Here is a 25,490-nt window from a genome sequence, read left to right on the forward strand (position 1 = left end):
AGCGCAGATGGAGGACCGCATGTCCCTGAACGACTCCCCGAACGGCCGGAAATACAGTGACGAATACCAACGCAGCCTGGGCGACCCCGAGGGGTTTTGGCTGGAAGCGGCCCAAGCCGTGGAGTGGGTCACCGAACCCACCAGCGCCTACAGCGGTGTGGACGCACCGCTCACCCGCTGGTTCCCCGACGGCGAACTCAACACCGCCTGGAACGCACTGGACCGGCACGTGGCCGCGGGCCGTGGAGACCAGCTGGCCCTGATCCACGATTCGGCCATGGTCGGCACAGTCACCACCTACACGTACAGCGAACTCACCGCCGAGGTGGCGCGCTTCGCCGGCGTGCTCCGTGCCCAGGGCGTGGGCAGGGGCGACCGCGTGGTCATCTACCTGCCCATGATCCCGGAGGCAGCCATCGCCATGCTGGCCACCGCCCGCCTGGGTGCCATCCACTCCGTGGTCTTTGGCGGCTTTGCGGCCAACGAACTGGCCGTGCGCATCAGGGACGCCGCACCAAAGGCCGTCGTCACCACTTCGGGCGGACTGGAACCGAACCGCCACGTGGAGTACCTGCCCACCGTCCATGAAGCGCTCGCCACGGCCGGCGCACCGGAGCTGCCCGTGATCGTCAAGCACCGTGACGGCTTCGCCACGGATCCTGCCGCCCTCGGCTGGAACCATGTGGACTGGGACGCCGCGCTCGCCGTTGCGCAGCCAGCGGGCCCCGTGACGGTCAAGGCGACGGACCCGCTGTACATCCTGTACACCTCCGGGACCACCGGCACGCCCAAGGGGGTGGTCCGCGACAACGGGGGACACGCCGTCGCACTTCTGTGGACCATGGCGAACCTTTACGACATCCACGCCGGGGACGTGTGGTGGACGGCGTCGGACGTGGGCTGGGTTGTGGGGCACTCCTACATTGTGTACGGGCCGCTGCTGGCCGGCGCCACCACGGTCATGTACGAGGGCAAGCCCGTGGGCACCCCGGACGCCGGCGCGTTTTGGCGGGTCATTGAACAGCATGGCGTGAAGGCCCTGTTCACAGCGCCCACCGCCCTGCGCGCCATCCGCAAGATGGACCCGGAGGCGGAACTGCTCAAGGCGTACGACGCCGGCTCGCTCCAAACGCTGTTCACCGCGGGGGAGCGGCTGGACACGGCCACGTTCCACTGGGCCTCGAAGGTGCTCGGCGTGCCCGTGGTGGACCACTGGTGGCAGACCGAAACGGGCTGGGGCATTGTGGGCAACCCGCGCGGCCTGGACCCGCTGCCCATCAAGGCCGGTTCGCCCACCCTGCCCATGCCCGGCTACGATCTGCGCATTGTGGACGGTTACGGGGCCCCGGTGGGTGTGGGGGAGGAAGGCAACATCGTGCTGGGGCTGCCGTTGCCGCCGGGCACGCTGACCACCCTGTGGGGCGACGACCAACGTTATGTGGACTCCTATCTCAGCGCTTTTGACGGGTATTACGCCACCGGCGACTCCGGCTACGTGGACGGGGACGGCTACGTGTATGTCATGGGCCGCACCGACGACGTCATCAACGTGGCCGGCCACCGCCTCTCCACCGGCGCCATCGAGCAGGTGGTGGGCAAGCACCCGGCCGTGGCCGAATGCGCCGTGATCGGCGTGGCGGACGCACTGAAGGGCCAGAAGGCCGTGGGGTACGTGGTGCTCAAGAGCGGCGTGTCCATCGATCCGGATGCCCTTCAAAAGGAGCTGGTGGCCCTGGTCCGCAAAGAGATCGGTCCGGTGGCGGACTTCAAGAACGCCACCATCGTCGACGCGCTGCCCAAGACTCGTTCCGGGAAGATCCTGCGCAAGACCATGCGCCAGATCGCCGACGGCGACGACTACACGGTGCCCTCGACCATTGAGGACCCCTCCGTCATCGAGAACCTGGTCCCCATCCTCTCCGCACGGTGAGGTTCTGGGCCCGCTGCGGGCTCGCGAGCGGTGGGAGTGGCTGGGGAGCGCGGGCGGCTGGGGATAACGACGTGCTCTTCGTTGCGGATCGGTGCTGATCTAAAGGCTCAACATGGGGAGCGGGACCCCCTGACGCTTCCGGCGGCCGGCGTGGCGCTTATGCGCACTGCCAGCACTCTGGGGTTGCGCTTAGCGGAAGTAACGTTTCTTTGTGCGCAGGGCTGGAGTGTTGACGTTGCGCAACTTGTTCACTGGCGCAGCCCCAGCACTCTGGGGTTGCGCATAGCGGAAGTAACGTTTCTTTGTGCGCAAGGGTGGGGTGCCGGGGTTGCGCATGGAAAACGCCGGCGCCAGTTGCCCGCCGGCCCGGGCCCCCTTGACGCCCCGGCGGGCCGGAGTAGGGTGCATATCAAGGCCCCCGCATCGGTGACGATGACGGGGGCGCAATGGCACAGCCCGCTGTGGAGGCGGCAGGGCCCGGTGAAGGGGACGTTCCATGGCGTACGACGCGAGCCTTTTCAAGGACTACTTCGAACACGACTTCACCTACGACGCCGGCTTCCGCCGTAATGTGGGCAGGTTTGGCCGGCAAGTGGCCATCGTCGACCCCGGGGCCGGGCGTGAATGGACGTACGCGGAGCTTGACGCCGACGTCAACAAGGTGGCCGCCGCCCTGGCGGGGCTGGGCGTGGGCGTTGGCAGCCACGTCGCCTACCAGCTGTTCAACTGTGTCGAATTCGCCTGGCTCTACCTGGCCACCCAACGCCTCGGCGCCGTCGGGGTGCCCATGAACTACCGCCTGGCCTCCGGCGAAACCGCGCTCATCCTGCGCGACAGCGACCCGGCCGTCTTCATCGTCGACGCCACGGTGGCTGGCGCGGCGCTCGCCGCCGTGAAAGCGGCAGGCTCGTCCGCCGTCGTGCTGACCGTGGGGGAGCGGGCTGCGGCAGGCACGGACGACGCCGGGCGGCCGGACTTCGTGCGATCTTTCGCCGACGTCGTGGCCGCCGCCCCCGACGCACCGCCACAACGGCAGGGACAGGCCTCGACCTACGAGGAAACCACCCGGCTGTACACCTCCGGCACCACCGGCCGGCCCAAGGGGGTGTCCCTGCCCTCGATCGTGGAGGTGATGAGCGCACACGACGTCATCATGCACTTTCCGCTCACCCCGCAGGACAGGACGCTGAACATGACGCCCTGGTTCCACCGCGGCGGTCTGTATTCCGGCGGGCCGAACCCCTTGTTCTACGTGGGCGGCTCGGTGGTGCCGATGCGTGCCTTCGACCCGGCCACGGTGCTGGACTGGGTGGGCCGGTACGGGCTGACGTTCCTGATCGGCGCGCCAGTGTCCCTGGCCATGCTCGCCGACGAACAGGAAAGGAACCCGCAGGAGCTGTCCGGGCTGCGCGGCATCGTCACCATGGGCGCACCGCTGACAAAGGCCGCCGTGCTGCGCTACCAAAGCCTGCTCACACCGCGCATCTTCAACGGCTACGGCACCACCGAGGCGTTCTGGAACACCTTCCTGCGCCCTGAGGACCTGCCCGCCCATGCCGGGACGGCTGGCCGGGCCTGCACGGACGACGACGTTGCCCTCGTGAAGTTCTTCCCGGACCGGCGCGCCGAGCCGGACGAATTGGCGGCCCGGGACAACACGGAGCTGGGGGAGATCATCATGCGGACCCCCAAGTCCGGCTTCAGCTACGCGAACCTGCCGGACATCAACGAGGAAAAGTTCGTGCACAACTGGCTGTACTCCGGGGACCTGGGCACCTGGGACGACGACGGCTTCGTCACCATTGCGGGCCGCAGGGACGACATGATCATCTCCGGCGGCGAAAACATCCACCCCGTCCAGGTGGAGGAGGTGCTCGGCGCGCACCCGGGTGTGCGGGACAGTGTGGTGGTGGGCCTGCCCGACGACCACTGGGGAGCCAAGGTGGTGGCGTACGTGGTCCGCCGCGACCCTGTCGGTGCCGCAGACGCCGCCACGGCCGAGGCACTGGAGCGGCACTGCCTGGCCAGCGTGGAGCTGTCCGACTTCAAGCGGCCCCGGGCCTACGCTTTTGTCGACAGCGTGCCGCTGACCGCCACCGGGAAGAAAATTCACTACCAACTGGCCGAACAAGCCGTGGGCGACCACGCCGCCGGGCTGTTTGAGGAACCGGCTGCGCGAGACGGCGGCGACGGGGAGAGACGGTGAGCGGCCGGCGGGACGGTGCACGGCGGGACGGCCGGGAGCGCGTGGTCATCACCGGCATCGGGGCACTGACGCCGCTGGGCAATACGGCGGGGGAGACCTGGGAGGCACTGTTGGCCGGGCGCAGCGGCGTGGACACCATCACGGCCTTCGACCCCGCCGGCCTGCCCACCACCATCGCCGCCGAGGTGAAGGGCTTCGACCCGTCCGCACTGCTGCCGGTCAAACGCCTCAACCGGTCCTCACGCTGCACCCAGCTGGCCATTGCCGCGGCCCGAGAGGCCGTGGCCGACGCCGGGTTGGGCTCCACGCTCGAAGGCACCGAGGCAGCCGTCGTCATCAACTGCGCCGTGGCCGGCTTCCCGGAGGTTGAGGAGGCCGTGCACGTGCTGGAGGCGCGCGGCGCCAGGTACGTCAGCCCCAGTTTCGTGGCGTCGTCGCTGACCAACATGGCAGCGTGCGAGGTTGCCATCGACCTTGGCGTGCACGGCTGGGTCAACGCCAGCGCACTCGCCTGCGCCAGCGGCACGCATGCGCTGCTGGAGGCGCGGCGGATCCTGCTCGAGGGCGATGCGGACGTGGTGGTGGCCGGCGGCGCAGACGCCGCCATTACGCCCGTCATGTTTGCCGGGCTCTCGTCCATGCGCGGGCTGTCCCGGAACAATGATTGCCCGCAGGAGGCCTCCCGCCCGTTCGACGCCGGACGGGACGGTTTCGTGTTTGGCGAGGGCGCCGTCGTGTTCACCCTGGAGCGGCTCTCCAGCGCCCGGGCGCGCGGCGCCCGGGTCTATGCAGAGGTGTCCGGCGGGGCCATGACGGCCGATGCCTTCCACATCGTCGCCCCCGACCCTGGCGGAACCTTCGCGGCCCGGGCCATTACGAAGACGCTGGAAACAGCGCAGCTGGACGCGTCCGGCGTCGAACTTGTCTGTGCCCACGGCACCTCCACCAGGGCCAACGACAAAACGGAAACCGCCGCCATCCACCAGGCGTTTGGCGCCCATGCCCCTGCGCTCGCCGTCACGGCGCCCAAATCCATGGCCGGGCACCTGATCGGGGCGGCAGGGGCACTGGGGGCCCTGGTCTGCGTGCGCGCCATCACGGATTCGGCCGTACCGCCCACCATCAACTACACCAGCCCGGACCCGGAATGCGATCTCGATTACGTACCTAACGAGGCCCGCGCCATGGCCGTCCGGCACGCGGTGACCAACGCCTTCGGATTCGGCGGCCAAAACTGCGTGGTGGCCTTCTCCGCCGTTTGACCCCGTCCGCTCCCACTGTTGAGGTTGGAGGAAACGCCCGCTCAAAAAACGGGCCTGTCCACCCTTGCACGCGGAGAGCATTGCGGACAAGCGCGACGACGGCCTTGTCGCCGTCGTTGTCCAGCATGGCTTTGGTGATCCTCAGCTGCTGCCAGCCAAGCCGTTCCATGAGCCGGTTGCGAGCTTCGTCAATTGCCTTTTGCCGTGCCGTCAGGTGATGCGCGCCGTCGTATTCCAAGGCGATCTTCCATTCCGGAAGGGCAAGGTCAGGCCAGGAGGCGTCGCTCCCATCGGCATCCACGACGACGTGGTTGAGGGTCAAGCCCGGGACGCCCGCCCTTTCCAGCGCCAGGCGGATCCGCTTTTCCGGGGGTGAGTTCGCGCCGACCCGGAGCAGGTCGGCGGCCTCACGCGCCTTGACGATTCCCCGTCGGTGGAACTCATGCCGCACGGACTCCCGCACCTCGAAAAGGTTCACCAGGGCCACCCGTTTCGGCCCAAAGATCCGATCATGTTCGCAGACCAGGAAGTCGCCGGCCGCGACAAGGTCATCAAGTTCGAGCATTGCAGCCAGATCCAGCCAGGTCCGCAGAGGCGACGTAACCGGCATCCCGCCAAGCAGGTCGACCTCGCCCGGCTTGAATCGCGTGTGGTGCCCGACTACGCCTGCCCGCCACGGGGGAGCGCTGGAGGCAACCTTGGAAATGTGGATTTCAAAGCTGCCGGCCAGCCACGGCGGAAGCGGGACGCCCCATAGCAGCGCGGCCGTGCTGTGGCTTGCCATTCCGCCCGGCGTGAGCTCCAGAAGCGGCCGGACGCGGTCGGCTAACGGCTCCTGCACTCCCCACGGCACGCGGATGCAGCGGCCCGGCGTGTACAGGTCACGGCCAGCTGTCCGGCGCCGGCTGATGCCGTAGTCATCGGACTCACCCAGTGTGAAGGATCGTCCGCTCAACGAATCGGGGAGGGGCTGGGCCTTGATCATTCCTCCAGTCTGGCCGGAATTTGCTTTGGTTTCTTGAGTTATCCACAGTGTGCCGTCGGGCGTGAAGATGGCATCGCAAAAAAACGTCTGCTGGAGCGGTGGTTATCTCCAATGTCAACGGTTGCGGAGGTGGTTATCTCCAATCTCAACGCGGGGAGCGGTGGTTATCTCCAATGTCAACGGTTGCGGAGGTGGTTATCTCCAATCTCAACGCGGGGAGCGGTGGTTATCTCCAATGTCAACGGTTGCGGAGGTGGTTATCTCCAATCTCAACGCGGGGAGCGGTGGTTATCTCCAATGTCAACGGTTGCGGAGGTGGTTATCTCCAATCTCAACGCGGGGAGCGGTGGTTATCTCCAATGTCAACGCGGGGAGCGGTGGTTATCTCCAATCTCAACGGCGAAGCCAGCGGTATTCAAGCTCCGGCCGGCCGGGCGATCCGTGGCGGGGAGCCTTCGCCGCGGATCCGGTTTCCACCAGGTGGTCCAGATAGCGCCGGGCCGTGACCCGGGACATCGCCAGTCCCGCGGCAGCTTCGGTGGCTGAGGCGGGCGCGCCCTGGGCCCGCAGCCAGTCGGCCACGGCCCCGAGCGTCTCGGGCAGCATCCCCTTGGGCAGCTGCAGCTTCCCGCTGGGCCGCAATGTGGACAGGGCACGGTCAAGGGCATCCTGGCTGGTGTGCGACCGGTCCGCCAAGGCATAGTGGTAGCCCCGGTAGCTTTCCAGCTTTTCCCGGAACGCGGCGAACGTGAACGGCTTGATCAGGTAGGCGGTGATGCCCAGTGCGATGGCCGAGCGCACCACTTGGATTTCCTGCACGGCCGTGATGGCCACAACGTCCGGCACCAGCCCGAGCCCGTGGATGCGGCGCAGCAGGTCCAGGCCGTGCCCGTCGGTCAGGTTCATGTCCAGCAGCACCAGCTGGATGGGCGGGGTGGCGGGGTCGTTCAGTACGGCAAGCGCGGCCCCCATCCCGCCCGCGGTCGCGGCCACCTCAAAGCCGTCCAGGCGGCGCACATAGTCGGCGTGGGCAGCCAGGGCAATAGGTTCATCGTCCACCACCAGCAACCGGATGGGCATCGGTCCGCTCATGATTCTTCCTTTGCATCCACAGCAGTGGGGAGGGGTACGACGACGGTCATGACGGCGCCACCGTCGTTCTCGGCTGTGATGGTGCCTCCGAGGGCGGCGGTGGCGCGGCGGATCAGGGCAATTCCATAGCCGCGCCCACCGGGGGCCACAGACGTTTTTCCGCTCGTGCCGATCCGGCCCAGCACGTCCAGGTCCGTGGTGGGAAGGCCCGGTCCGTTGTCCGCCACGGTGATGGTCAGGGCGTCGTCGGCCACCAGCAGGTCCGCCCAGATGGTGGGGCCGGGGGAGGCACCGGAGGCCGCGTCGATGGCGTTGTCCACCAGGTTGCCCAGAAGGGTCACGAGCTCCCGGGTGTCCAACACGCCCGGCGGCAGCGTTCCGGAGCCGCTGAGTTCAAGCTTCACCCCGCGTTCGTCGGCCTGTGCGCGCTTGCCCACCAGCAGGGCGGCCAGGAAGGGTTCGTCCAGGGTGCCCACAAATTCCCCGCCCAGACGGACAGTCTCGGAGAGGTCGGCCGTGGCAAATTCCAGGGCTTCGCGGGCGCGGTCCAGCTCGATCAGCGAAATGATGGCGTGGAGCCTGTTGGCGTGTTCGTGGGTTTGGGACCGCAGCGCCTCCACCAGGGTCTGGGTGCTGCTGAGGCTGCCGGCCAGGGCGGTCAGTTCGGTGTGGTCCCGGATGGTGGCCACCGTGCCGGTGGGCGCATTGCCGCCCGGGGCCAGGGCCGGGCGCTGACTGACCACCAGCAGGCGGTCGCCGGCGACATGGACCTCGTCGGTGGCGGCGCGGCCGCTGCGCAACAGCTCCCTGAGCGACTCCGGCAGGGCAAGGAATTCCAGCTGCGGCGGGCCGTGGGAAGCCGGCCCGCGGCCCGCGCGCCTGTGTCCGACGCCTGCACGCGCGAGTCTGGTGGCCGGCATCGGATGTGCGGTTGAACTCTTCGCAGGAGCCCCGGAGGAGCTGCCGGCCGGGCCCCCCGTGGGGGCGTCGATGCCGAGCAGCAACGCTGCGTGGTCGTTGTAGAGGACCATCGAGCCGCGGGTGTCCACCAGGACCAGGCCCTCGCGCACGGAATGGAGCACCGATTCGTAGTAGGCGAACAGTTGGGCCAGCTGTTCCGGGCCCCAGCCCAGCGTGACACGCTTGAGGTACCGGCCCAGCAGCCATGCGGCCAGGGATCCGCCCAGCAGCAGGGCCGCTGCAAGTCCGAGTACCACCGGTAGCCGGGCGGAAACCAGCACCTGGACGTTGCTGACCGTCACGCCCGCGGCCACCATGCCCCTGACGGTCCCGTCCGCGTCCTTGATGGGCACAATCACGCGGACTGAGGGGCCCAGCGTTCCCTCCGTGGTCTCAAAATAGGTGTGCCCTGCCTGCGCCTGCGCGATGGATCCCACGTACGGCTTGCCGATTTCGGCCGGGTTGGGATGGGTCCAGCGGATGCCGCGGGGGTCCATGACGGTGATGAAGTCCACGCCGGCATCGTGCATGACGGCCTCGGCATAGGGCTGCAGGACGGCGGAGGGGTTGGGCTTCTCCGCGGCTGAAAGCACCAGGGGGGAGTCGGCCAGCGCCGTGGCGACGGACAGCATGCGCTGGCGGGTCTGCTCATAGGTGCGGGAGCCGGCGTCGTACACCATCACGGAGGCCACTCCCGCGGTCAATAGCAGCACGAAGAGCAGGTTGGCGGTGAACAGCCTCTTGGCAATGCTCCAGCCCCGCCAGAACCGCGAAGACATCTTGGGGGTTCCTTTCGTGCGACCAATATGAACGCAACGGTGAGATAAATCACGCCGGCGGGCACTCTTGTGTGAGGCGGATCGCACGCCGCACCTACCAATGCTAACCACCGAAGATCACAAGGAGTGACAATGAGCTCTCAACGGGGAGGGACAGCCACCATGGCCAAGCCCGCACGCCGCAGGATGGATAAGACCCACTGGCTGTACGTAGCAGTCATTGCGGCGGTGGTCCTGGGCGCGGCGATCGGCCTCCTGGCCCCTGACGTTGGCAAGTCACTCAAGCCCCTCGGCACCATGTTCATAGCCCTGATCAAGATGATCATCGCGCCCATCATTTTCTGCACCATCGTGCTGGGCGTGGGCTCCATCGCCAAAGCCGCGACCGTGGGCAAGGTCGGCGGCCTGGCGCTGCTGTACTTCATGGTGATGTCCACCGTGGCCCTCGCCATCGGCCTGGTGGTGGGCAACCTCATCCACCCCGGTGCCGGCCTGCACCTGCAGCCCTACAAGACGACGGCCGCATCCGCGGACAACGCCACGGTGAAGTTCCTGCTGGACTTGATCCCCGGCGACATTCCGGTCCTGCCCACCCTGGTCCTGGCGCTGCTGGTCGGCTTTGCGCTCCAGTCCCTGGGCAAGGCCGGCGAGCCCGTCCTCAACGCCGTGAAGAACATCCAAAAGGTGGTCTTCAAGCTGATGATGATGATCATGTGGGTGGCCCCGGTGGGCGCGTTCGGTGCCATTGCCGCGGTCGTCGGTGCCACCGGCTGGGCCGCCATCGGGTCCATGGCCATCCTCATGGGTGCGTTCTACCTGACCTGTGCCCTGTTCATCGTGGTCATCCTCGGATCCATCCTGCGTCTGGTCACCGGGCTGAACATCTTCGCCCTGATGCGCTACCTGGGCCGCGAATACCTGCTGATCTTCGCCACGTCCTCCTCCGAATCCGCCCTGCCGCGCCTGATCGCCAAGATGGAACACGTCGGCGTTTCCAAGCCCGTGGTCGGCATCACCGTCCCCACCGGCTACTCCTTCAATCTTGACGGCACCGCCATCTACCTGACCATGAGCTCGCTGTTTATCTCCACCGCCATGGGCATGCCGATGAACCTCGGGGAGCAGATCGGCCTGCTGGTGTTCATGGTGATCGCCTCCAAGGGCGCCGCGGGTGTCACGGGTGCCGGCCTGGCCACGCTGGCCGCCGGTCTCCAGGCGCACCGGCCGGTGCTGCTCGATGGCATGGGCGTGATTGTTGGCATCGACAAGTTCATGTCCGAGTGCCGTGCACTCACCAACTTCACCGGCAATGCCGTGGCCGCCCTGCTGGTGGGCAAGTGGACGCACGAGCTCGACATTGACCAGGCCCGCGATGTCCTCTCCGGCCGCAGCCCCTTCGACGAGCTGTCCCTGGAGCCGGACGGCCACGCCGCGGAGCACGACGCCAACGTAACGGCTCCGCGCGAGGACGAGCGGGTCCCCGCTTCGGTATAGCGTTTCCTGCTAAAAGGCGGGCGGCTTCCCTCCACGGGGGTGGCCGCCCGCTTTGCCGTTTCCAGGGGAAGTACGACGCCGTCACGCGCCTTGCGCCGTCCGGCACCCTTCGGCATGCACTGGACCAGATGGCGGTTTTGCGCATGCTTGCCGCTCGTGGGCCCGCATGTGTGCACACTGTCCGGCGCCGGGCCCGCAGCGGGCCGCGTGCAGAACAGGACCGCTATTTGGAAACGGGCACCGGGGGCGTGCCGAACAAACCGCCGGACTTGGCGGACTTGGGCTTGCGAACATGGGTTCCCCACGTATAGGCGAGCAGGGTCAGGCCCAGCTGGGCCGGGAACATGATGGCCGGCACGCCGCCGGAGATCAAGCTGATCAGAACGGGCAGCAGCGCTATCAATGTCAGATCCGGGCCCACCAGGAACGCCCGCACGGCCCCCGTCGGGATGGGGCCGGAGGCCGTGGCGACAGCGGGCATGTTCCAGTCAGGTGCCGGTCGGAACCCCGCGCGCAAGGTGGCGGCGCCCAGACCGGGGCCGGCCAGGACGGCCAGCAGCAACAGCGCCGGCGAGCCGACGCCCAAGGCCAGCAGCAATGCGAAACAAATCAGCGCCCACAGCGTCATTCCCGCGGCAGGCAGCACGTAGTGAACCCTGCGGACAATTTTGGCCGGCAGCGGCATGAGCATGTCCACGGCCGGATTTCCATTGGCAAAGCGTGCCGTGGAACCGAGTGAGGTGGCGGCAAAGTGAGCGCAGAAGTAAAGCACCACCGCAATCAACACCGAATTGCCCAGGTACTGTACCGCCGCCAGGCTGGCCGGAATGGCCGCGAGCACCAGCACGCGCAGTAGCGACATGGGGGAGCGCAGCGCCATGGTGGCGTGGGTGCTGAGCAGGGTCTTGACGCTGCGGGAAAAGACCGTGCCGCCGTGGAAGACCAATGGCAGGCGCACCCTGGATGTTCCGGTGGACTGTCCGCCGCCGAGGGAACGGGAGAGTTCCGAGGCATCCATGGACATCAGCGAACCCGCCACGTAGGCGCCCGCCGCTGCAGCCTCTTTCAGCTTCGCCGTCGTGATTCGTTCCAGGTTCCAATAGACGGCGCCGAGCAGGAGCAGCGCGAAGAACACCATGACCAACGGCCACAGCGCGCCGTCGGCAACCAGCAGGGGCCAGCTCGTGGGCAGGTATTCGAGCCAGGCCGTCTGTGCGCCGGTGATGGCACCCGCGCCGGCCGTGTTGTTGTACAGCGCCGTGGCCACAAGGGTCAACGGAGCCACCAGCGTCACCACTGCGGTCAGCACCTTCAACCAGGACCCGGTGTTCGTTATCTGGCACCATGCGGCGATCCCGTAGAGCAGCCAGGCCACCCCGATCCCGCACAGCACAGCCAGGGCTATCCGGCCCGTGGTGGGGGCCGAGGCCATGCCCAGGGAGACAGGAATCACCACCACGATGGCGGCAACCGCCGGCCAGATCAGGGACTTGAAGAATCCGGGTTGGATGAAGCCCCTTCTCTTCACAGGCAGGCCCAGCCACCAGGCGGTCTGTGGGAGTGTCATGGTGATGGGTCCCACTGTCATTTCCACAGCCAGCAGGGAGGCGGCGAGCGTGAGCAGCACCATGGCGCTGGCCTGGAGCAATGTCACGGAGTGGAAGCCGGGAGCCACCACCGTAGCGGCCAGCGCTGATTCGTGGCCCACGCCCAGGCTGTTGCGCAGGCCGACAATGATGGCTCCGGCCATGGTGAGGAGGGTCAGTCCGCCCAAAACAAAGGTGTAGGCCTCGGAGACCAGCTCCATGACGCCGCCCTCGGTGCGGCTGAGACCGGCCCTGAACGTGTATTGCCGTATTTCCCTGGCGCTGAAGCGCTCGCTGGTTTCCATCGTCATGGGGCTAGTCCACGTGGGGGTTCTCGGAGGAGATCGCCACAGCCGCCTGGGCCGGCGTCATTGCATGGATCGTGTCCGCAATGAACAATGCCTTCGTGGCCACGGTGGAGAGAAAGTCAGGGTCGTGGGTGACCACCAGCAGGGCCAATCCGCCATCCACCTCGGCGCGGAGCCGTTCGGCCAGCCTGTGCCGCATGCCGGTGTCCAGGCGCTGCTCCGGCTCGTCCAGGACCAACAGGGAGCGCGGCCGCACAAAGGCGGAGGCCAGCAGCATGCGGCGGCGCTGCCCGGACGATAAATTATAGGGGCGGGACTTGGCGAGCGCGGCGAGTCCGAAGAATTCCAGCTCGGAGGCAATTACGTCCTCCACGTCATGCACACCGTGCCCGGCGGAGACGATGGCCAGGTGTTCCTCCACGGTCAGGGCCGGGAAGAAGGCGTCGTCGTCGAACACCACGGCCACCTCCCGGCGGAAGTCCAGGGTCCTGTCGTCAACCTTGTCACCGTTGATCAGTGTGGTGCCGGAGACGGCCTCGAGCTGGCCCACCACGGTTTTCACCACGGTTGACTTGCCGGCGCCGTTGGGGCCAACCAGGGCAAGTGCCTGGCCGGCGTGAAGGCTGAAGCTGACCACGCCGCAGACGGCGGTGGTGCCGTAGCCTGCCTGCAGCTTTTCAGCGCGGACCACATCCTTGCGCCGTTCGGAACTTTTGGGGGAGGGTTTCTTGGGGGTGCTCATCAATTCGAAGTATATGCGGGCGAGCTGGAACCGGGGGAGTGGAGCGAACGTTCATCCTCAACTTGAGGGTAAAGGCTCAAAATGCATAGCCCGCAAATGTCCAAAACATGCAGCGTCCACCCGGTAGCCTAGAAGCTGGCAGCGGAAGAACAAGAACAGAATCAACTCCATCGATTTAACACGGCGGCGAAAGTGTGGACTTACAGGTGAGCAACGATCAGGGTGCAACAGCACTCGTGGGCGAGGACGTTTTGGGACCCACCGGACGGCCGGTCACCGAATTCCCCGAGCCTCCGGTCCTCTCTTCCCATGGTCCTGCCCGCGTCATCGCCATGGTCAACCAAAAGGGCGGGGTGGGCAAGACGACGTCGACCATCAACTTGGGTGCAGCCCTTGCCGAGGCCGGGCGCAAGGTCCTGCTGGTGGACTTTGACCCGCAGGGCGCGCTGTCCGCTGGGCTGGGCACCAACCCGCATGAGCTGGACATCACCGTCTACAACGTGCTGATGGACCGCAAGGTGGACATCCGTGATGCCATCCTGCACACCGAAATTGACAACATTGACATCCTTCCGGCCAACATTGACCTCTCGGCCGCCGAAGTCCAGCTGGTCAACGAGGTTGCCCGCGAACAGGTCCTGGCCAGTGCGCTGCGCAAGGTCGAGGACGATTACGACGTGGTACTCATCGACTGCCAGCCGTCCCTGGGTCTGCTGACCGTCAACGCGCTGACTGCCGCGCACGGGGTCATCATCCCGCTGATCTGCGAGTTCTTTGCGTTGCGTGCCGTGGCGCTGCTGGTGGAAACCATCGAAAAGGTCCAGGACCGACTGAACCCGCGCCTGCAGGTGGACGGCGTCCTGGCCACCATGTACGACGCCCGCACCCTGCACGGCCGCGAGGTCCTGGCCCGCCTGGTGGAAGCCTTTGGCGACAAGGTCTTCGAGACCGTCATCAAGCGCACCATCAAGTTCGCCGATGCCTCCGTGGCGGCCGAGCCCATCACGTCCTTCGCCAGCAACCACCAGGGCGCCGACTCCTACCGCCGGCTGGCCAAAGAGCTGATCGCCCGTGGCGGCGCACCCTAAGCTGGACGGCCCGGCAGACGTCGCGGGGATCGCGGCAGCCCCGGTTGGTTCCGATCCTGAAAAGACGGAGGGGAAGGCGCGCTTTGAGGTCCGGCTGGAGAATTTTACGGGTCCCTTTGACCTGCTCCTGGGCCTGATCTCCAAGCACGAGCTGGACATCACGGATGTGGCAATCGCCACGGTCACTGACGAATTCATCAGCTATCTCAAGACCCTGCAGGAACTTGGCGGGGAGTGGGCACTGGATGAAGCCAGCGAATTCCTGGTACTTGCCGCCACCCTCCTGGATCTGAAGGCCGCCCGCCTGCTGCCCGCCGGCGAGGTGGAGAACGACGACGACCTGGCCCTTTTGGAGGCCCGTGACCTCTTGTTCGCGAGACTTTTGCAGTACAAGGCGTTCAAGGAAGTGGCCACCTTGATGGGGGCCGAGCTGGAACGTGAGGCCATGCGGTTCCCGCGCCTGGTGGGCCTGGAACCGCACTTTGCCGCGCTGCTGCCGGAGCTCGTCTGGCGACACACGCCTGAGCAGTTTGCCGAACTGGCGGCCAAGGCCATGGAGCCCAGGGAAGCCATCCCCACCGAGGTTGGGCTGGCCCACCTGCACATGGCGCCCGTCAGCGTCCGCGAACAGGCGGCGATCCTCACGGCCATGCTGACTGCCGGCATGCCCGACGCCGGATCCGCCGCCGCCAGGGGGTGGACCGGGCACCCTTTGTCCTTCCGCGCCCTGACGGTGGACGCCGGGAACAACCTGGTGGTCATTGCCCGCTTTCTGGCCCTGCTGGAATTGTTCCGTGATGCCGTCATTTCCTTCGACCAGGCAAGCCCGCTGGGGGAGCTGCTGGTGCGCTGGAGCGCCGGCGTACGGGACAACCTGCTGACCGACAGCGACTTTGACGATGAAGACATTCCAGCCATGGCAACCGGCCAGCCATGAAAATGAACCTTTGGAGGCTGCCCTGTGGAAGCTGAAAACCGGCAGCCAGAACCCATGATGGGTGAGAGTTTGGACACCCGGGAAGCCCTGGAACGTCCCGGCGGGGTCCGCGCAGCCCTTGAGGCAGTGCTGATGGTGGTGGATGAACCCGTGCCTGAGGAGCATTTGGCCGCCGTGGTGGGCCTGCCCACCGCCGCGGTGCGTAAGCTACTGAACGAACTGGCAAGGGAGTACGACGGCTATACTAGGGACGGTGGCACCATACCGGTGCGCGGCTTTGAACTTCGGCAACTTGCCGGGGGATGGCGTGTTTATTCACGGGCCGCATATTCCGGGATCGTGTCACAGTTTGTTGTGGACGGCCAAACGGCCCGGCTCACGCAGGCGGCCTTGGAGACCCTGGCGGTGATAGCTTACCGCCAACCGGTCTCGCGGGCCCGCGTTTCCGCCATTCGTGGCGTCAATGTGGACTCGGTGGTGAGGACGCTGGCGCAGCGCGGCCTGATTGAGGAAGTGGGCACCGACCCGGTGTCAGGGGCATTCCTGTACCGCACCACAGCGTACTTTTTGGAACGGTTGGGGATTGGGAGCGTGGAAGAGTTGCCGCAAATTGCACAGCATCTGCCTGGCCTGGAAAACCTTCATGATTTCGATGATGCCAGCCTCTAGCCTGCCCGATCCCAGCCCCTGCACCGCCCCTGAACTTTCAGGCCCACCCACTTTCAGCTACACGACTTTGCAGCATTAAGGACTAATCAATGACACCGTCGCCCCGTTCCGGGAGTTCGTCCGGGCAGAACCAGCCGCGAGGCGGCGCCCCCCGCTCGGGCGCGCCCCGCTCAGGCGCCCCGAAGACCGGCGGCTACAAGTCCGGCGCGCCCCGCTCCGGCGCGCCCAAGTCCGGGGGCTTCCGCTCCGGCAGCGCAGGCGGCTCCGGCGCTCCCCGTTCCGAGGGTTACAGGGGCGGCAGCGCAGGCGGCTCCGGCGCTCCCCGTTCCGAGGGTTACAGGGGCGGCAGCGACGGCTTCCGCTCCGGCGCCCCGCGGACCGGCGGCAAGTTTGGCGGCCCCAAGTCCGCAGCCACGGCGGGTGCGGGAAAGTTTGCCGCCCGTGCGGACGCCCGTGCAGGCGGCCAGCGCCCGTCAGGACCGCGCAAGCCCTCGCAGACCGGCGCCCGCCCCTACAAGAATGAGCAGTACGGCCGCAATCTGGGTCCCGTGAAAAACCGTCCCACGGAGCAGAACCGCCGCCCTGCGACCACCACGGACGACGTCGACATCCACAACGCCGATGGCGTTCGCCTGCAAAAGGTCATGGCCATGGCCGGCGTGGCCTCCCGCCGCCTGTGCGAAGACATGATCCTCGAGGGCCGCGTCCAGGTGGATGGCGTGACGGTCAGCCAGCTGGGGCTGCGCGTGGATCCGGAAACGGCGGACATCGCCGTGGACGGCATGACCATCCAGACCAACGACTCCATGGTTTACATGGTCTTCAACAAGCCCAAAGGCGTTGTCTCCACCATGGATGACCCGGAGGGCCGTCCCTGCATCAGCGACTTCCTCAAGAAGCGCCAGACCCGGGAGCGCCTGTTCCACGTGGGCCGACTGGACACGAACACCGAGGGCCTGCTGCTCCTGACCAACGACGGCGAGCTTTCCAACCGCTTGAGCCACCCCAAGTATGCGGTGCCCAAGACCTATCTGGTGCAAGTCCGCGGGCCGATGGCCCAGGGCATTGGCGCGCAGCTGAAGGACGGCGTGGAACTGGAGGACGGCTGGCAAAAAGTCGACTCCTTCCGCCTCGTGGATTCGACCCCCGGCCACGTGCTGGCCGAGGTCATTCTGCACTCCGGCAAAAACCGCATTGTGCGCCGCATGTTTGACGCTGTGGGCTACCCGGTGGAGCGCCTGGTCCGCGTGAAGTTCGGCCCCATCGCCCTCGGCGACCAGCGCCAGGGCAGCATCCGTGTCCTGGGCCGCCATGAGGTGGGCCACCTGCTCGCAGAAGTGGGGATGTAGGCAGCGGATGAATCCAACGCATCTGGCGGGACCCGTGCTGGTCCTTGGCAGCGGGCTGCTGGGGGCCAGCATCGGCCTGGGGCTGAGGGCGCACGGCATTGACGTGGTGGTCTCCGATCCCTCGCCGTCGGCGCAGGCCGTGGCCGTGGACATCGGTGCCGGCCGCGGTTTTGACGACGCCGAAAACCTCGAGCCCGAACTCGTGGTGGTTGCCGCCCCGCCGGACGTCACCGCAGCCGTTGTGGCGGGGGCACTGCAAACGTACCCGTCCGCCGTCGTGGTTGACATCGCCAGCGTCAAGGTGGCCGTGGCCGCCGAACTCGCGGACATCCTGGGCCCGAACCGGGGAATGCTGGAACGCTATGTGGGCACGCACCCCATGGCCGGGCGGGAGAAATCCGGTCCGGTGGCAGCGCTCGGGGAACTGTTCAACTCGATGCCGTGGGTGCTGTGCGCGTCGGAGGTGAGCTCCCAGCACGCGGTGAAGGTGGCGCATTCACTGGCGATCGACCTCAACGCCGTGGTGTTTCGCTTTACCCCTGATGAACATGACGCGGCCGTGGCGCTGGTGAGTCACCTGCCGCAGGTCATGAGCTCGCTGGTGGCCAGCCGGCTGCAGGAAACGCCGCCCCACGCGCTGTCCCTGGCCGGCAACGGACTGCGTGACGTGACGCGGATTGCCGCGAGCGATCCGGCCTTGTGGGTGCAGATTCTCGGCGCCAACGCACCCAAGCTGCTGGAAATCATGCTGGGGGTCCGGGCGGACCTGGACCGGCTGATCACTACGCTCAGCGCCCCGACGGCGCCGGGCGCACGGCTTGACATGGCCCAGCTGATGGCTGAGGGAAATGCCGGGCAGACCCGGATTCCGGGCAAGCACGGCGGCCCGGCGCAGCAGTACACGTGGCTGACGGTACTGGTGGATGACAAGCCGGGGCAGATTGCGAAGCTGTTGACAGAGATCGGCCACATTGGCGTCAATGTTGAGGACCTGCGCATGGACCACTCCGCCGGACTGCAGGTGGGCATGGTGGAAATTTCGGTGCTGCCGTCCAAGCGTGTGAGCTTGGTGGAGGACCTGACGGAACGTGGATGGAAGGTAATTTTGTGACGGACATGTTTGTGACCTTTCCCGAGCCGGTGATCCCGGAGCGCCTGCGCCTGGGCAAGTCCCTGGTGGTGGCAGTGGACGGGCCTTCCGGCTCCGGCAAGTCGAGCATCAGCAAGGCTGTTGCGCGCCGGCTGGGCCTGGCGTTCCTGGACACCGGGGCCATGTACCGGGCGTTGACGTGGCACTGCCTGAACGGGCGCATCAACCTGGAAAACGCCGCCGCCGTCGAGGCGGCCGCGCGCACCGTGAAGATTGAGCAGAGCCTGACCCCGGACGGGGACTTTGTCAGGGTCAACGGCATCAACGTCACCGGACCGATTCGCGAGCCGGACATCTCCAAGGCCGTCAGCGCCGTGGCGACCAACCTGGGTGCACGCCGCGAACTGGTGCGCCGGCAGCAGGAAATCATTGCCCAGTGCGGAAGCCGGATTGTGGTGGAGGGCCGCGACATCACCACCGTGGTGGCACCCCGCGCCGAGGCCCGGCTGATTCTCACAGCCAGTGAGGAGGCCCGGCTGCGGCGCCGCGGACTCCAGCTGGGTGGATCCCAGACGCAGGCACAGCTGCGCGAACAGGTGGTGGGCCGCGACGCGAAGGATGCCACCGTGGTGGACTTCCAGAGGGCCGCGGACGGCGTGTACACTGTCGATTCCTCCGAGCTGGATTTCGAGGAAACGGTGGACGCCGTGATCAATGTGGTGCGGCGCTCGGTCAACGAGGGCCCGGCTGCATGAGGCCCGGCGATAAGGCTGGAGGCAGGCCGCTGCGCGTTCTGGCGGCGGCGCCTCCACGGTGGAAAACGCGGTGGAGCCGGCCGGTGGGGAGGGTGCTGGACCACGTGGTGTACCGCACCACCGTGTCCGGTCGTGAAAACATCCCCGCTGACGGCCCTGTCATCTTCGCCGCCAACCACCTCAGCTTCCTGGACGGCCCCGTGATGGTGGGCGCCGCCAGCCGGTACATGCACGTGATGGTCAAATACGACCTTTTCACGGGCTTCCTGGGCTGGGTGCTGCACACCTCCGGGCAAATCCCCGTGAACCGCGACGGCGACCGCGGCGCCCTACAGTTCGCCAAGGATGTGCTGGACCGCGGGGACTGCGTGGGCATCCTGCCCGAAGGCACCCGGGGAACCGGCGACGCCGCCCATGTCAATGCCGGGGTGGCGTGGCTGGCGCTCAACTCGGGCGCCGCCGTCGTGCCAGTGGCCATTCTGGGCACACGCGTGGGCCACGAACCACGCAACTCAATTCCCAAGCCCCGACGGCATCTGCACGTGGTGTTTGGGGAACCGCTGAAAATTGCGCGCGAGCCCGGAGTTACAGGCCGTGTTTCAATGGACAGGGCAACCGAAAGAATCCGGCTCCGACTGGCCGGGCACATACTGGGCGCCACGGCCGCCACCGGGCAGCAATTGCCTGCGGATGACCACCTACCTTCAAAGCACAAAGGACAGTAACCATGAGCGACTCCAAGTCTGCCGCGCACCCCGGTGAGGGTGAGCTTAGCCACCAGGACTACGTGCCCACGGGTACTGACCGCGTTGCCGAGCGGCTGGCGGAAATCACCGACGAGGACGCCGAGACCCGTGCCGCCGGGCTTCTGGCTGGCCTGGCCAGCTATGAACTTGATGACGAAGACGCCGCGCTGCTCGCCGGCGGGTTCGACGACGGCACCTCCGAGGATGCCCTGCGCCAGGACCCCGTCCTGGCCATTGTGGGACGGCCAAACGTCGGTAAGTCAACCCTCGTCAACCGTATTCTGGGCCGCCGCGAGGCCGTGGTGGAGGACACCCCCGGCGTGACGCGCGACCGCGTGCAGTACACGGCGGACTGGAACGGGCGCAACTTCACGCTGGTGGACACCGGCGGCTGGGAGCGCGATGCCCGCGGCATCCACCTCCGCGTGGCCGAACAGGCTGAGATTGCTGTCGAAATGGCCGACGTCGTGCTGCTGGTGGTGGACGCCGTTGTCGGCATCACCGCCTCCGACGAGGCCATTGTGCGCATGCTCCGCAAGGCCGGCAAGCCCGTGGTCCTGGTGGGCAACAAGGTGGACGACATTGTCCAGGAAGCCGACAACGCTTCCTTGTGGGGGCTGGGCCTGGGCGAACCGTACCCGGTCTCCGCCGTGCACGGCCGCGGTGTGGCCGACATGCTGGACCACGTCATGGACGTGCTGCCGGAGTTCTCCGCCGTCGCCGGAGTGGACCGCACCGGCGGCCCGCGCCGCGTCGCGCTCATCGGCCGCCCGAACGTGGGAAAGTCGTCGCTGCTGAACAAGCTTGCGGGCACCGAACGTGTGGTGGTGGACAATGTTGCCGGTACCACGCGGGACCCTGTTGACGAACTCATTGAGCTGGGCGACCGCACCTGGCGCTTCGTGGATACAGCCGGGATCCGCCGCCGCCAGCACATGGCCCAGGGCGCGGACTTCTATGCGTCCCTGCGCACCCAGACCGCGCTGGAAAAGGCTGAGGTGGCCGTGGTGCTGCTCGCCGTCGATGAGATCCTCAGCGAGCAGGATGTGCGCATCCTGCAGCTGGCCATCGAGTCCGGCCGCGCACTGGTGTTGGCCTTCAACAAGTGGGACCTGCTGGACGACGAGCGCCGCAAGTACCTGGAACGTGAAATCGAGCAGGACCTGGCGCACGTCGAGTGGGCGCCGCGCGTGAACATCTCGGCCAAAACCGGCTGGCACAAGGACAGGCTGGTGCCGGCCCTGGACCTGGCACTCGCAAACTGGGACCGCCGCATCCCCACGGGCCGCCTGAACGCGTTCCTGGGGGAGCTGGTCTCGGAGCACCCGCACCCCGTGCGGGGAGGCAAACAGCCGCGCATTCTCTTCGGCACGCAGGCTTCGAGCCGGCCGCCGAAATTTGTGCTGTTCACCACCGGCTTCCTGGACCCCGGCTACCGCCGCTTCATTACACGCCGGCTTCGTGAAACGTTTGGCTTCGAGGGCACGCCCATCGAGGTCAGCATGCGCGTGCGTGAAAAGCGCAGCCGGAAGAAGTAACGGGGCTCACAGTTGGGCCGGAAATGGTCTTTGCCGTGAAATTTATGGGGTAAGCTTTTTCAGGTGGTTCGGCCACGGGAGATGCCTCCCAAACGCTGAACTTTCGGGCTGTAGCGCAGCTTGGTAGCGCACTTGACTGGGGGTCAAGGGGTCGCAGGTTCAAATCCTGTCAGCCCGACCAAACAACTTCAGGCAGCGTCCATTCGGACGCTGCCTGAAGTTTTTAAGTTGGGGGCTAGCTGCGAACGCGCCGTGCCGCCCCCGCGAGTTGGTCAGCATCCAGCGCGAACAAGTCACGGGAGCCGGCCGTGGCGGCACCTAGAAGACTGGCGCATTGCGGCAGCAGCTGCTCGGCATGGAAGCGGGCCAGGACCAGCTGACTGTCAGCCAATGCGGCGTCACCGGTGGCGGGCGCCGCCAGCGCAGCACGTGCCAGCATCCACGCCCCGGCGCAAAGCCCCCACATGCGCAGGTACGGCGTCGAGCCTGAAAGAACACCGTCAGGGTCGGCCTGTCCGGTGGCCAGCATCCAGCGGGTGGCCTCTTCGAGGGCGTCGAACTGGCGGCTGAGTTCCTTGCGGATGGTAGCGAATTCCGCTCCTGCGTTGGTCAGTTCAAACTCGATTTCGCGCATGTCGGCCAGGAACTCCAGCATCGAGGCGCCGCCCCGCACGCCGAGCTTCCTGCCGACGAGGTCCGCGGCCTGAATGCCATTGGTGCCCTCGTAGATGGCGGCGATGCGGATGTCGCGCAGGTGCTGCGCGGCCCCGGTTTCCTCGATGAAGCCCATGCCGCCGTGGATCTGCAGCGCCAGGGACGTCAGCTCGTTGCCAAGGTCGGTGCCGAAGGATTTGCAGATGGGTGTCAGGATTCCCGCGATTTCGTCCGCCCGGGCCCGTACGGCCGGGTCCGGGTCGTTGGTGCTGCGGTCAACATAGGTGGCGTCAAGCAGCATAAGGTACCGGAGGGCGGCAATGTGGGCATGCTGCGTCATCAGCATTCGGCGCACATCGGGGAAGTCGATGATGGCGGAGCTGGGGTTCGTGGCGCCGGTGGCCAGCCCCTGCCTGCGGTCCTGGGCGTAGGCCAGGGACTGCTGGTAGGCACGTTCGGCCACTGCCAGGCCCTGCACGCCGACGCCGAGCCGGGCGCTGTTCATCATGACGAACATGATGCGCATGCCGCGGTTCTCTTCGCCGACGAGGTAGCCGGTGGCGTCCTCGTAGGAGAGCACGCACGTGGGGGAGGCGTGGATGCCCATCTTGTGTTCGAGTGAAAGCGTCTCCACCGTGTTGCGTCTGCCCAGGGAGCCATCGTCGTTGACAAGGAACTTGGGAACAATAAAGCAGGAGATGCCCCGGGTGCCTTCGGGGGCACCGGGCGTGCGGGCAAGCACCAGGTGAACAATCTGCTCAGCCATGTCGTGGTCGCCGTAGGTGATAAAGATCTTTTGGCCCGTGATGGCGTAGCTGCCGTCTTCGTTCTTCACGGCGCGGGTGGTCAGCGCACCAACGTCCGAACCCGCTTGGGGCTCGGTCAGGTTCATGGTGCCGGTCCACTCGCCGGTCACCATCTTGGGCAGATAGCGTTTCTTCAGCGCGTCGTCCCCATAGTGCACGAGAGCTTCGATGGCTCCCTGGGTCAGCAGCGGGCACAGCGAGAATGCCATATTGGCGCTTGTCATGAGCTCCTGGATCACCACTCCGACGGTCCGGGGAAAACCTCCTCCGCCATATTCCTCCGGCAGCGGCACGGAACCCCAGCCGGCCTCGACGTACTGGCGGTACACCTCCTTGAAACCATTCGGCGTCACCACCGTGCCGTCCGGCTGGAGCTGCGAACCCTGGATATCGCCCTGGCGGTTGGTTGGTGCCACGGCCACTGACATGAAGTCACCGCACTGCTCAAGAAGCTCAACCACGGTGCCGAGGTCTGCGTGTTCAAATCCGGGCAGGGCGGCGATGTCCGGGTACCCGACAACATGCTTCAGGGCGAACGATATGTCGGCAAGGGGAGGCTGGTAGTGGTCCATGATTGTCAGCGTACCTTGGGCGGGCGGCGTTGCAACAGGAGTTTGTTACTTGTCAGTAATGTTTTCTGGATTACAGCACTTCAGGCAGGTGCGGCGCGCCGGGGGCCAAGGTGTGAAATCACGTTGCAGGGGGTGTAGTTTGGGCCAATGATTGGATTAATAGTTGCTCTGCTTGTCATCTGGGTTGTCCTGGCAATTCTGGGGTTCGTCATCAAGGGCTTGTTCTGGCTCGCGGTGATCGGGATCATCCTGTTCGTGGCCACGGGCGTCATCGGTTGGATACGGCGCAACGCGTTGAACAAATAGCGCCCGTCGGCTTCAGACGCCGGCCTCGGAGGCCAGCAGTTCCTCCCATGTCTGGACACCCACGGCCTGGTTCGGTGTGAGGTTCGCTCCCGCCCGGATCGCACCGGCAGCCCTGCCGGGCATGTGCACGGGCACGAACAGGCGGCGCCGGTGTGTGGCAGTCAGGTAGCCACGGACCAGTTCGCCGGTGAGGTAGGCAGTGGGGCCGCCCATTTCCGCAACCAACCCTGCCGGTTCGCCGAGGGCCAGCTCGGCCAGCCTGGCAGCTACTTCATCGACGGCGACCGGCTGGAAGCGTGATCCCGTCGGCGTCGGGATCACGGGAGACTTCGCCATCTGCCTGGCCACGGCCAACATCGACTCCTGGAATTGCGTGGTGCGCAGGATTGAATAGGGAAGTCTGGAATTTTCCAGCAAGAGCTCCGCGGCCCGCTTGGCCGCGAAGTAGCCAAACGCCATGCGGTCAAGGCCGCTGACCACAGGTACCCGCTCCGCACCGACCACGGAAATGTACAGCACGTGCCCCACGCCGGCGTTCTGCGCCGCCGCAACGAGGGTTCGGGTCATGACCTCGTCGCCTTTGGCGCTCCCGGCGCAGTGGACAACCGTCCCCACACCGGCCAGTGCGTCGTCGATCCCAACGCCCGTGGCGAGGTCGCCCGCAAAGAGCTCGACGCCGTCGGGCCCGGTCCTGCTGTGCGTGAGCACCCGAACCGTGGCGCCGGCCTCTACGAGTCGGGTAACCACCCGTGAACCCAGCCGCCCTGTGCCGCCGGTGACCAAAATTGCCAGTGCCATGGCTTTCCTCCGCATCAACGTCCCATCAGGACGTCGCTGTTAGTGTTCACTAAGTGTAGGTTAGTAGTTACTAACAGGGAAGGGGGCGCGATGAATTCAACGCGGGAGGCAATCCTGGACGGGGCGTTCCAGGTTATGCGGGAGAAGGGGCTGGCGCGCACCACCACCAAAGAGATTGCGCGTGCCAGCGGTTGTTCCGAGCCCCTGCTGTACCGGCATTTTGAGGACAAGATTGGGCTCTTTCTGGCCGTGCTTGCCGAGCGGCTGCCTCCGGTAGGAGTGCTTGGCGGCGGGGGTGCCGGCCTTATTGGTCACGGAACGTTGGAAGGCAATCTGCGGCTGGTGGCGGCCGAGGTAACGACCTTTTACCTGACGGTGCTGCCGATTGGGATGTCCATCTTTTCCGACAACGAGTTGCTGGCGCGCCACCGCGACGCCGTGCAGTCCCACGGAACAGGGCCGGAGGACATCAGCAACGGGGTCAGGAATTACCTGGCGGAGGAACAGGCGGCAGGACGCATCCGTGAAGACGCGCCGCTGGGTGGCGTCGCCATGGCGCTGACCGGTGCCGCGATGCACCGGGCATTCCTGTGGAGCTTTCATGCCGGAGCTGGGGACGCGCCGCCCACGCAGGAGCGCATCCGCGACTTTGCGGCCGAGGTGGTGGCCGGCGTCGTCCGTTCACTGTGGACATTGCCGCAAATTGAAGGCGACTAGCGCGGGCTGGTGCGGCCGGTATCACTGCCGGGCATGGCGGTGGCGTGCCGGCGAAGGCGCAGCGTCGCAACGCCTTCCGCGGCTGGGTTCCGTCCGGCTCGCATGCGCCGACCGGGTGGCC

21 protein-coding genes and 1 tRNA gene are annotated in these 25,490 nt (G+C 66.4%); 15 read left to right on the top strand and 7 right to left on the bottom strand.

Annotated features, from left to right (window positions below):
• Positions 1-19: 19 nt before the first annotated feature.
• The 3 genes from CVV68_RS11445 to CVV68_RS11455 all read left to right on the top strand — a co-directional run bounded on the left by CVV68_RS11445 (position 20) and on the right by CVV68_RS11455 (position 5,398).
• A complete protein-coding gene (locus CVV68_RS11445; RefSeq protein WP_110501138.1) occupies positions 20-1,930 on the top strand; it encodes a propionyl-CoA synthetase in 1,911 nt (636 codons plus the stop codon).
• A 496-nt stretch (positions 1,931-2,426) separates the two neighbouring features.
• A complete protein-coding gene (locus CVV68_RS11450; RefSeq protein ID WP_110501139.1) occupies positions 2,427-4,136 on the top strand; it encodes a class I adenylate-forming enzyme family protein in 1,710 nt (569 codons plus the stop codon).
• The gene (locus CVV68_RS11455; protein ID WP_211320805.1) at positions 4,133-5,398 is read left to right on the top strand and encodes a beta-ketoacyl-[acyl-carrier-protein] synthase family protein; all 1,266 of its coding nucleotides are present in this window, start codon (positions 4,133-4,135) and stop codon (positions 5,396-5,398) included. Before CVV68_RS11450 ends, CVV68_RS11455 begins: the two co-directional genes overlap by 4 nt.
• Here CVV68_RS11455 and CVV68_RS23155 read toward each other — a convergent pair.
• The 3 genes from CVV68_RS23155 to CVV68_RS11475 all read right to left on the bottom strand — a co-directional run bounded on the left by CVV68_RS23155 (position 5,304) and on the right by CVV68_RS11475 (position 9,214).
• The gene (locus tag CVV68_RS23155; protein WP_146238872.1) at positions 5,304-6,383 is read right to left on the bottom strand and encodes an endonuclease domain-containing protein; all 1,080 of its coding nucleotides are present in this window, start codon (positions 6,381-6,383) and stop codon (positions 5,304-5,306) included. The two genes, CVV68_RS11455 and CVV68_RS23155, sit on opposite strands and share 95 nt — an antisense overlap.
• Positions 6,384-6,776: 393 nt before the next feature.
• Positions 6,777-7,475, bottom strand: coding sequence for a response regulator (locus CVV68_RS11470; RefSeq protein ID WP_110501142.1), 699 nt, complete (start codon positions 7,473-7,475; stop codon positions 6,777-6,779).
• Positions 7,472-9,214 (bottom strand): ATP-binding protein, encoded by a 1,743-nt coding sequence (locus tag CVV68_RS11475; protein ID WP_110501143.1) that lies wholly within the window; start codon positions 9,212-9,214, stop codon positions 7,472-7,474. Before CVV68_RS11475 ends, CVV68_RS11470 begins: the two co-directional genes overlap by 4 nt.
• A gap of 132 nt (positions 9,215-9,346) precedes the next feature.
• Between CVV68_RS11475 and CVV68_RS11480 the strand changes: the two genes are divergently transcribed.
• On the top strand, positions 9,347-10,708 hold the full coding sequence (locus CVV68_RS11480; protein ID WP_110501144.1) for a cation:dicarboxylate symporter family transporter: 1,362 nt from the start codon (positions 9,347-9,349) through the stop codon (positions 10,706-10,708).
• Between the two features lie 223 nt (positions 10,709-10,931).
• Here the strand turns inward: CVV68_RS11480 and CVV68_RS11485 are convergent, their stop codons facing one another.
• A complete protein-coding gene (locus CVV68_RS11485) occupies positions 10,932-12,605 on the bottom strand; it encodes a DUF6297 family protein (RefSeq protein ID WP_110501145.1) in 1,674 nt (557 codons plus the stop codon).
• 4 nt (positions 12,606-12,609) lie between these two features.
• A complete protein-coding gene (locus CVV68_RS11490; RefSeq protein ID WP_110501146.1) occupies positions 12,610-13,344 on the bottom strand; it encodes an ABC transporter ATP-binding protein in 735 nt (244 codons plus the stop codon).
• Positions 13,345-13,550: 206 nt separating this feature from the next.
• Here CVV68_RS11490 and CVV68_RS11495 point away from each other — a divergent pair, with 206 nt between their 5' ends.
• The 9 genes from CVV68_RS11495 to CVV68_RS11535 all read left to right on the top strand — a co-directional run bounded on the left by CVV68_RS11495 (position 13,551) and on the right by CVV68_RS11535 (position 21,697).
• The gene (locus CVV68_RS11495; protein ID WP_110501147.1) at positions 13,551-14,432 is read left to right on the top strand and encodes a ParA family protein; all 882 of its coding nucleotides are present in this window, start codon (positions 13,551-13,553) and stop codon (positions 14,430-14,432) included.
• Positions 14,433-14,460: 28 nt separating this feature from the next.
• Positions 14,461-15,369 (top strand): segregation and condensation protein A, encoded by a 909-nt coding sequence (locus CVV68_RS11500; protein WP_245933495.1) that lies wholly within the window; start codon positions 14,461-14,463, stop codon positions 15,367-15,369.
• 54 nt (positions 15,370-15,423) lie between these two features.
• On the top strand, positions 15,424-16,038 hold the full coding sequence (gene scpB / locus CVV68_RS11505) for an SMC-Scp complex subunit ScpB (protein ID WP_110501231.1): 615 nt from the start codon (positions 15,424-15,426) through the stop codon (positions 16,036-16,038).
• An 89-nt stretch (positions 16,039-16,127) separates the two neighbouring features.
• Complete coding sequence (locus tag CVV68_RS11510; RefSeq protein ID WP_110501149.1) at positions 16,128-17,387, top strand: pseudouridine synthase; 1,260 nt, start codon at positions 16,128-16,130, stop codon at positions 17,385-17,387.
• 7 nt (positions 17,388-17,394) lie between these two features.
• Positions 17,395-18,498, top strand: coding sequence for a prephenate dehydrogenase (locus tag CVV68_RS11515; protein WP_110501150.1), 1,104 nt, complete (start codon positions 17,395-17,397; stop codon positions 18,496-18,498).
• A 5-nt stretch (positions 18,499-18,503) separates the two neighbouring features.
• A complete protein-coding gene (gene cmk / locus CVV68_RS11520) occupies positions 18,504-19,232 on the top strand; it encodes a (d)CMP kinase (RefSeq protein WP_110501232.1) in 729 nt (242 codons plus the stop codon).
• Positions 19,233-19,315: 83 nt separating this feature from the next.
• Complete coding sequence (locus tag CVV68_RS11525) at positions 19,316-19,957, top strand: lysophospholipid acyltransferase family protein (protein WP_245933484.1); 642 nt, start codon at positions 19,316-19,318, stop codon at positions 19,955-19,957.
• A 2-nt stretch (positions 19,958-19,959) separates the two neighbouring features.
• The gene (gene der / locus CVV68_RS11530; RefSeq protein ID WP_110501152.1) at positions 19,960-21,516 is read left to right on the top strand and encodes a ribosome biogenesis GTPase Der; all 1,557 of its coding nucleotides are present in this window, start codon (positions 19,960-19,962) and stop codon (positions 21,514-21,516) included.
• 104 nt (positions 21,517-21,620) lie between these two features.
• A tRNA-Pro gene (locus CVV68_RS11535) sits at positions 21,621-21,697 on the top strand.
• Positions 21,698-21,751: 54 nt separating this feature from the next.
• Here the strand turns inward: CVV68_RS11535 and CVV68_RS11540 are convergent.
• Positions 21,752-23,548: an acyl-CoA dehydrogenase gene (locus CVV68_RS11540; RefSeq protein ID WP_110501153.1), complete on the bottom strand. Its 1,797-nt coding sequence runs from the start codon at positions 23,546-23,548 to the stop codon at positions 21,752-21,754.
• 147 nt (positions 23,549-23,695) lie between these two features.
• Here CVV68_RS11540 and CVV68_RS23475 point away from each other — a divergent pair, with 147 nt between their 5' ends.
• Positions 23,696-23,854, top strand: a complete 159-nt coding sequence (locus CVV68_RS23475; RefSeq protein ID WP_170133155.1) for a hypothetical protein — start codon at positions 23,696-23,698, stop codon at positions 23,852-23,854.
• Positions 23,855-23,866: 12 nt separating this feature from the next.
• On the opposite strand, the gene CVV68_RS11545 is transcribed toward CVV68_RS23475, so the two are convergent.
• Complete coding sequence (locus CVV68_RS11545) at positions 23,867-24,652, bottom strand: SDR family oxidoreductase (protein WP_110501154.1); 786 nt, start codon at positions 24,650-24,652, stop codon at positions 23,867-23,869.
• Positions 24,653-24,742: 90 nt separating this feature from the next.
• Here CVV68_RS11545 and CVV68_RS11550 point away from each other — a divergent pair, with 90 nt between their 5' ends.
• Entirely contained in the window at positions 24,743-25,369 is a 627-nt protein-coding gene (locus CVV68_RS11550) for a TetR/AcrR family transcriptional regulator (RefSeq protein ID WP_110501155.1), read from the top strand.
• Positions 25,370-25,490 lie beyond the last annotated feature (121 nt).

Source organism: Arthrobacter livingstonensis (genome assembly GCF_003219815.1).
GTDB classification, from domain to species: Bacteria; Actinomycetota; Actinomycetes; order Actinomycetales; family Micrococcaceae; genus Specibacter; species Specibacter livingstonensis.

What these genes read in the sequence shown, in the direction of transcription:
- CVV68_RS11545 (WP_110501154.1), bottom strand. Translation starts at nt 24,652, where the DNA reads ATGGCACTGGCAATTTTGGTCACCGGCGGCACAGGGCGGCTGGGTTCA.
- der (WP_110501152.1), top strand. Translation starts at nt 19,960, where the DNA reads ATGAGCGACTCCAAGTCTGCCGCGCACCCCGGTGAGGGTGAGCTTAGC.
- CVV68_RS23155 (WP_146238872.1), bottom strand. Translation starts at nt 6,383, where the DNA reads ATGATCAAGGCCCAGCCCCTCCCCGATTCGTTGAGCGGACGATCCTTC.
- cmk (WP_110501232.1), top strand. Translation starts at nt 18,504, where the DNA reads ATGTTTGTGACCTTTCCCGAGCCGGTGATCCCGGAGCGCCTGCGCCTG.
- CVV68_RS11475 (WP_110501143.1), bottom strand. Translation starts at nt 9,214, where the DNA reads ATGTCTTCGCGGTTCTGGCGGGGCTGGAGCATTGCCAAGAGGCTGTTC.
- CVV68_RS11485 (WP_110501145.1), bottom strand. Translation starts at nt 12,605, where the DNA reads ATGACGATGGAAACCAGCGAGCGCTTCAGCGCCAGGGAAATACGGCAA.
- CVV68_RS11515 (WP_110501150.1), top strand. Translation starts at nt 17,395, where the DNA reads ATGAATCCAACGCATCTGGCGGGACCCGTGCTGGTCCTTGGCAGCGGG.
- CVV68_RS23475 (WP_170133155.1), top strand. Translation starts at nt 23,696, where the DNA reads ATGATTGGATTAATAGTTGCTCTGCTTGTCATCTGGGTTGTCCTGGCA.
- CVV68_RS11550 (WP_110501155.1), top strand. Translation starts at nt 24,743, where the DNA reads ATGAATTCAACGCGGGAGGCAATCCTGGACGGGGCGTTCCAGGTTATG.
- CVV68_RS11450 (WP_110501139.1), top strand. Translation starts at nt 2,427, where the DNA reads ATGGCGTACGACGCGAGCCTTTTCAAGGACTACTTCGAACACGACTTC.
- CVV68_RS11445 (WP_110501138.1), top strand. Translation starts at nt 20, where the DNA reads ATGTCCCTGAACGACTCCCCGAACGGCCGGAAATACAGTGACGAATAC.
- CVV68_RS11510 (WP_110501149.1), top strand. Translation starts at nt 16,128, where the DNA reads ATGACACCGTCGCCCCGTTCCGGGAGTTCGTCCGGGCAGAACCAGCCG.
- scpB (WP_110501231.1), top strand. Translation starts at nt 15,424, where the DNA reads ATGATGGGTGAGAGTTTGGACACCCGGGAAGCCCTGGAACGTCCCGGC.
- CVV68_RS11470 (WP_110501142.1), bottom strand. Translation starts at nt 7,475, where the DNA reads ATGAGCGGACCGATGCCCATCCGGTTGCTGGTGGTGGACGATGAACCT.
- CVV68_RS11540 (WP_110501153.1), bottom strand. Translation starts at nt 23,548, where the DNA reads ATGGACCACTACCAGCCTCCCCTTGCCGACATATCGTTCGCCCTGAAG.
- CVV68_RS11480 (WP_110501144.1), top strand. Translation starts at nt 9,347, where the DNA reads ATGAGCTCTCAACGGGGAGGGACAGCCACCATGGCCAAGCCCGCACGC.
- CVV68_RS11490 (WP_110501146.1), bottom strand. Translation starts at nt 13,344, where the DNA reads ATGAGCACCCCCAAGAAACCCTCCCCCAAAAGTTCCGAACGGCGCAAG.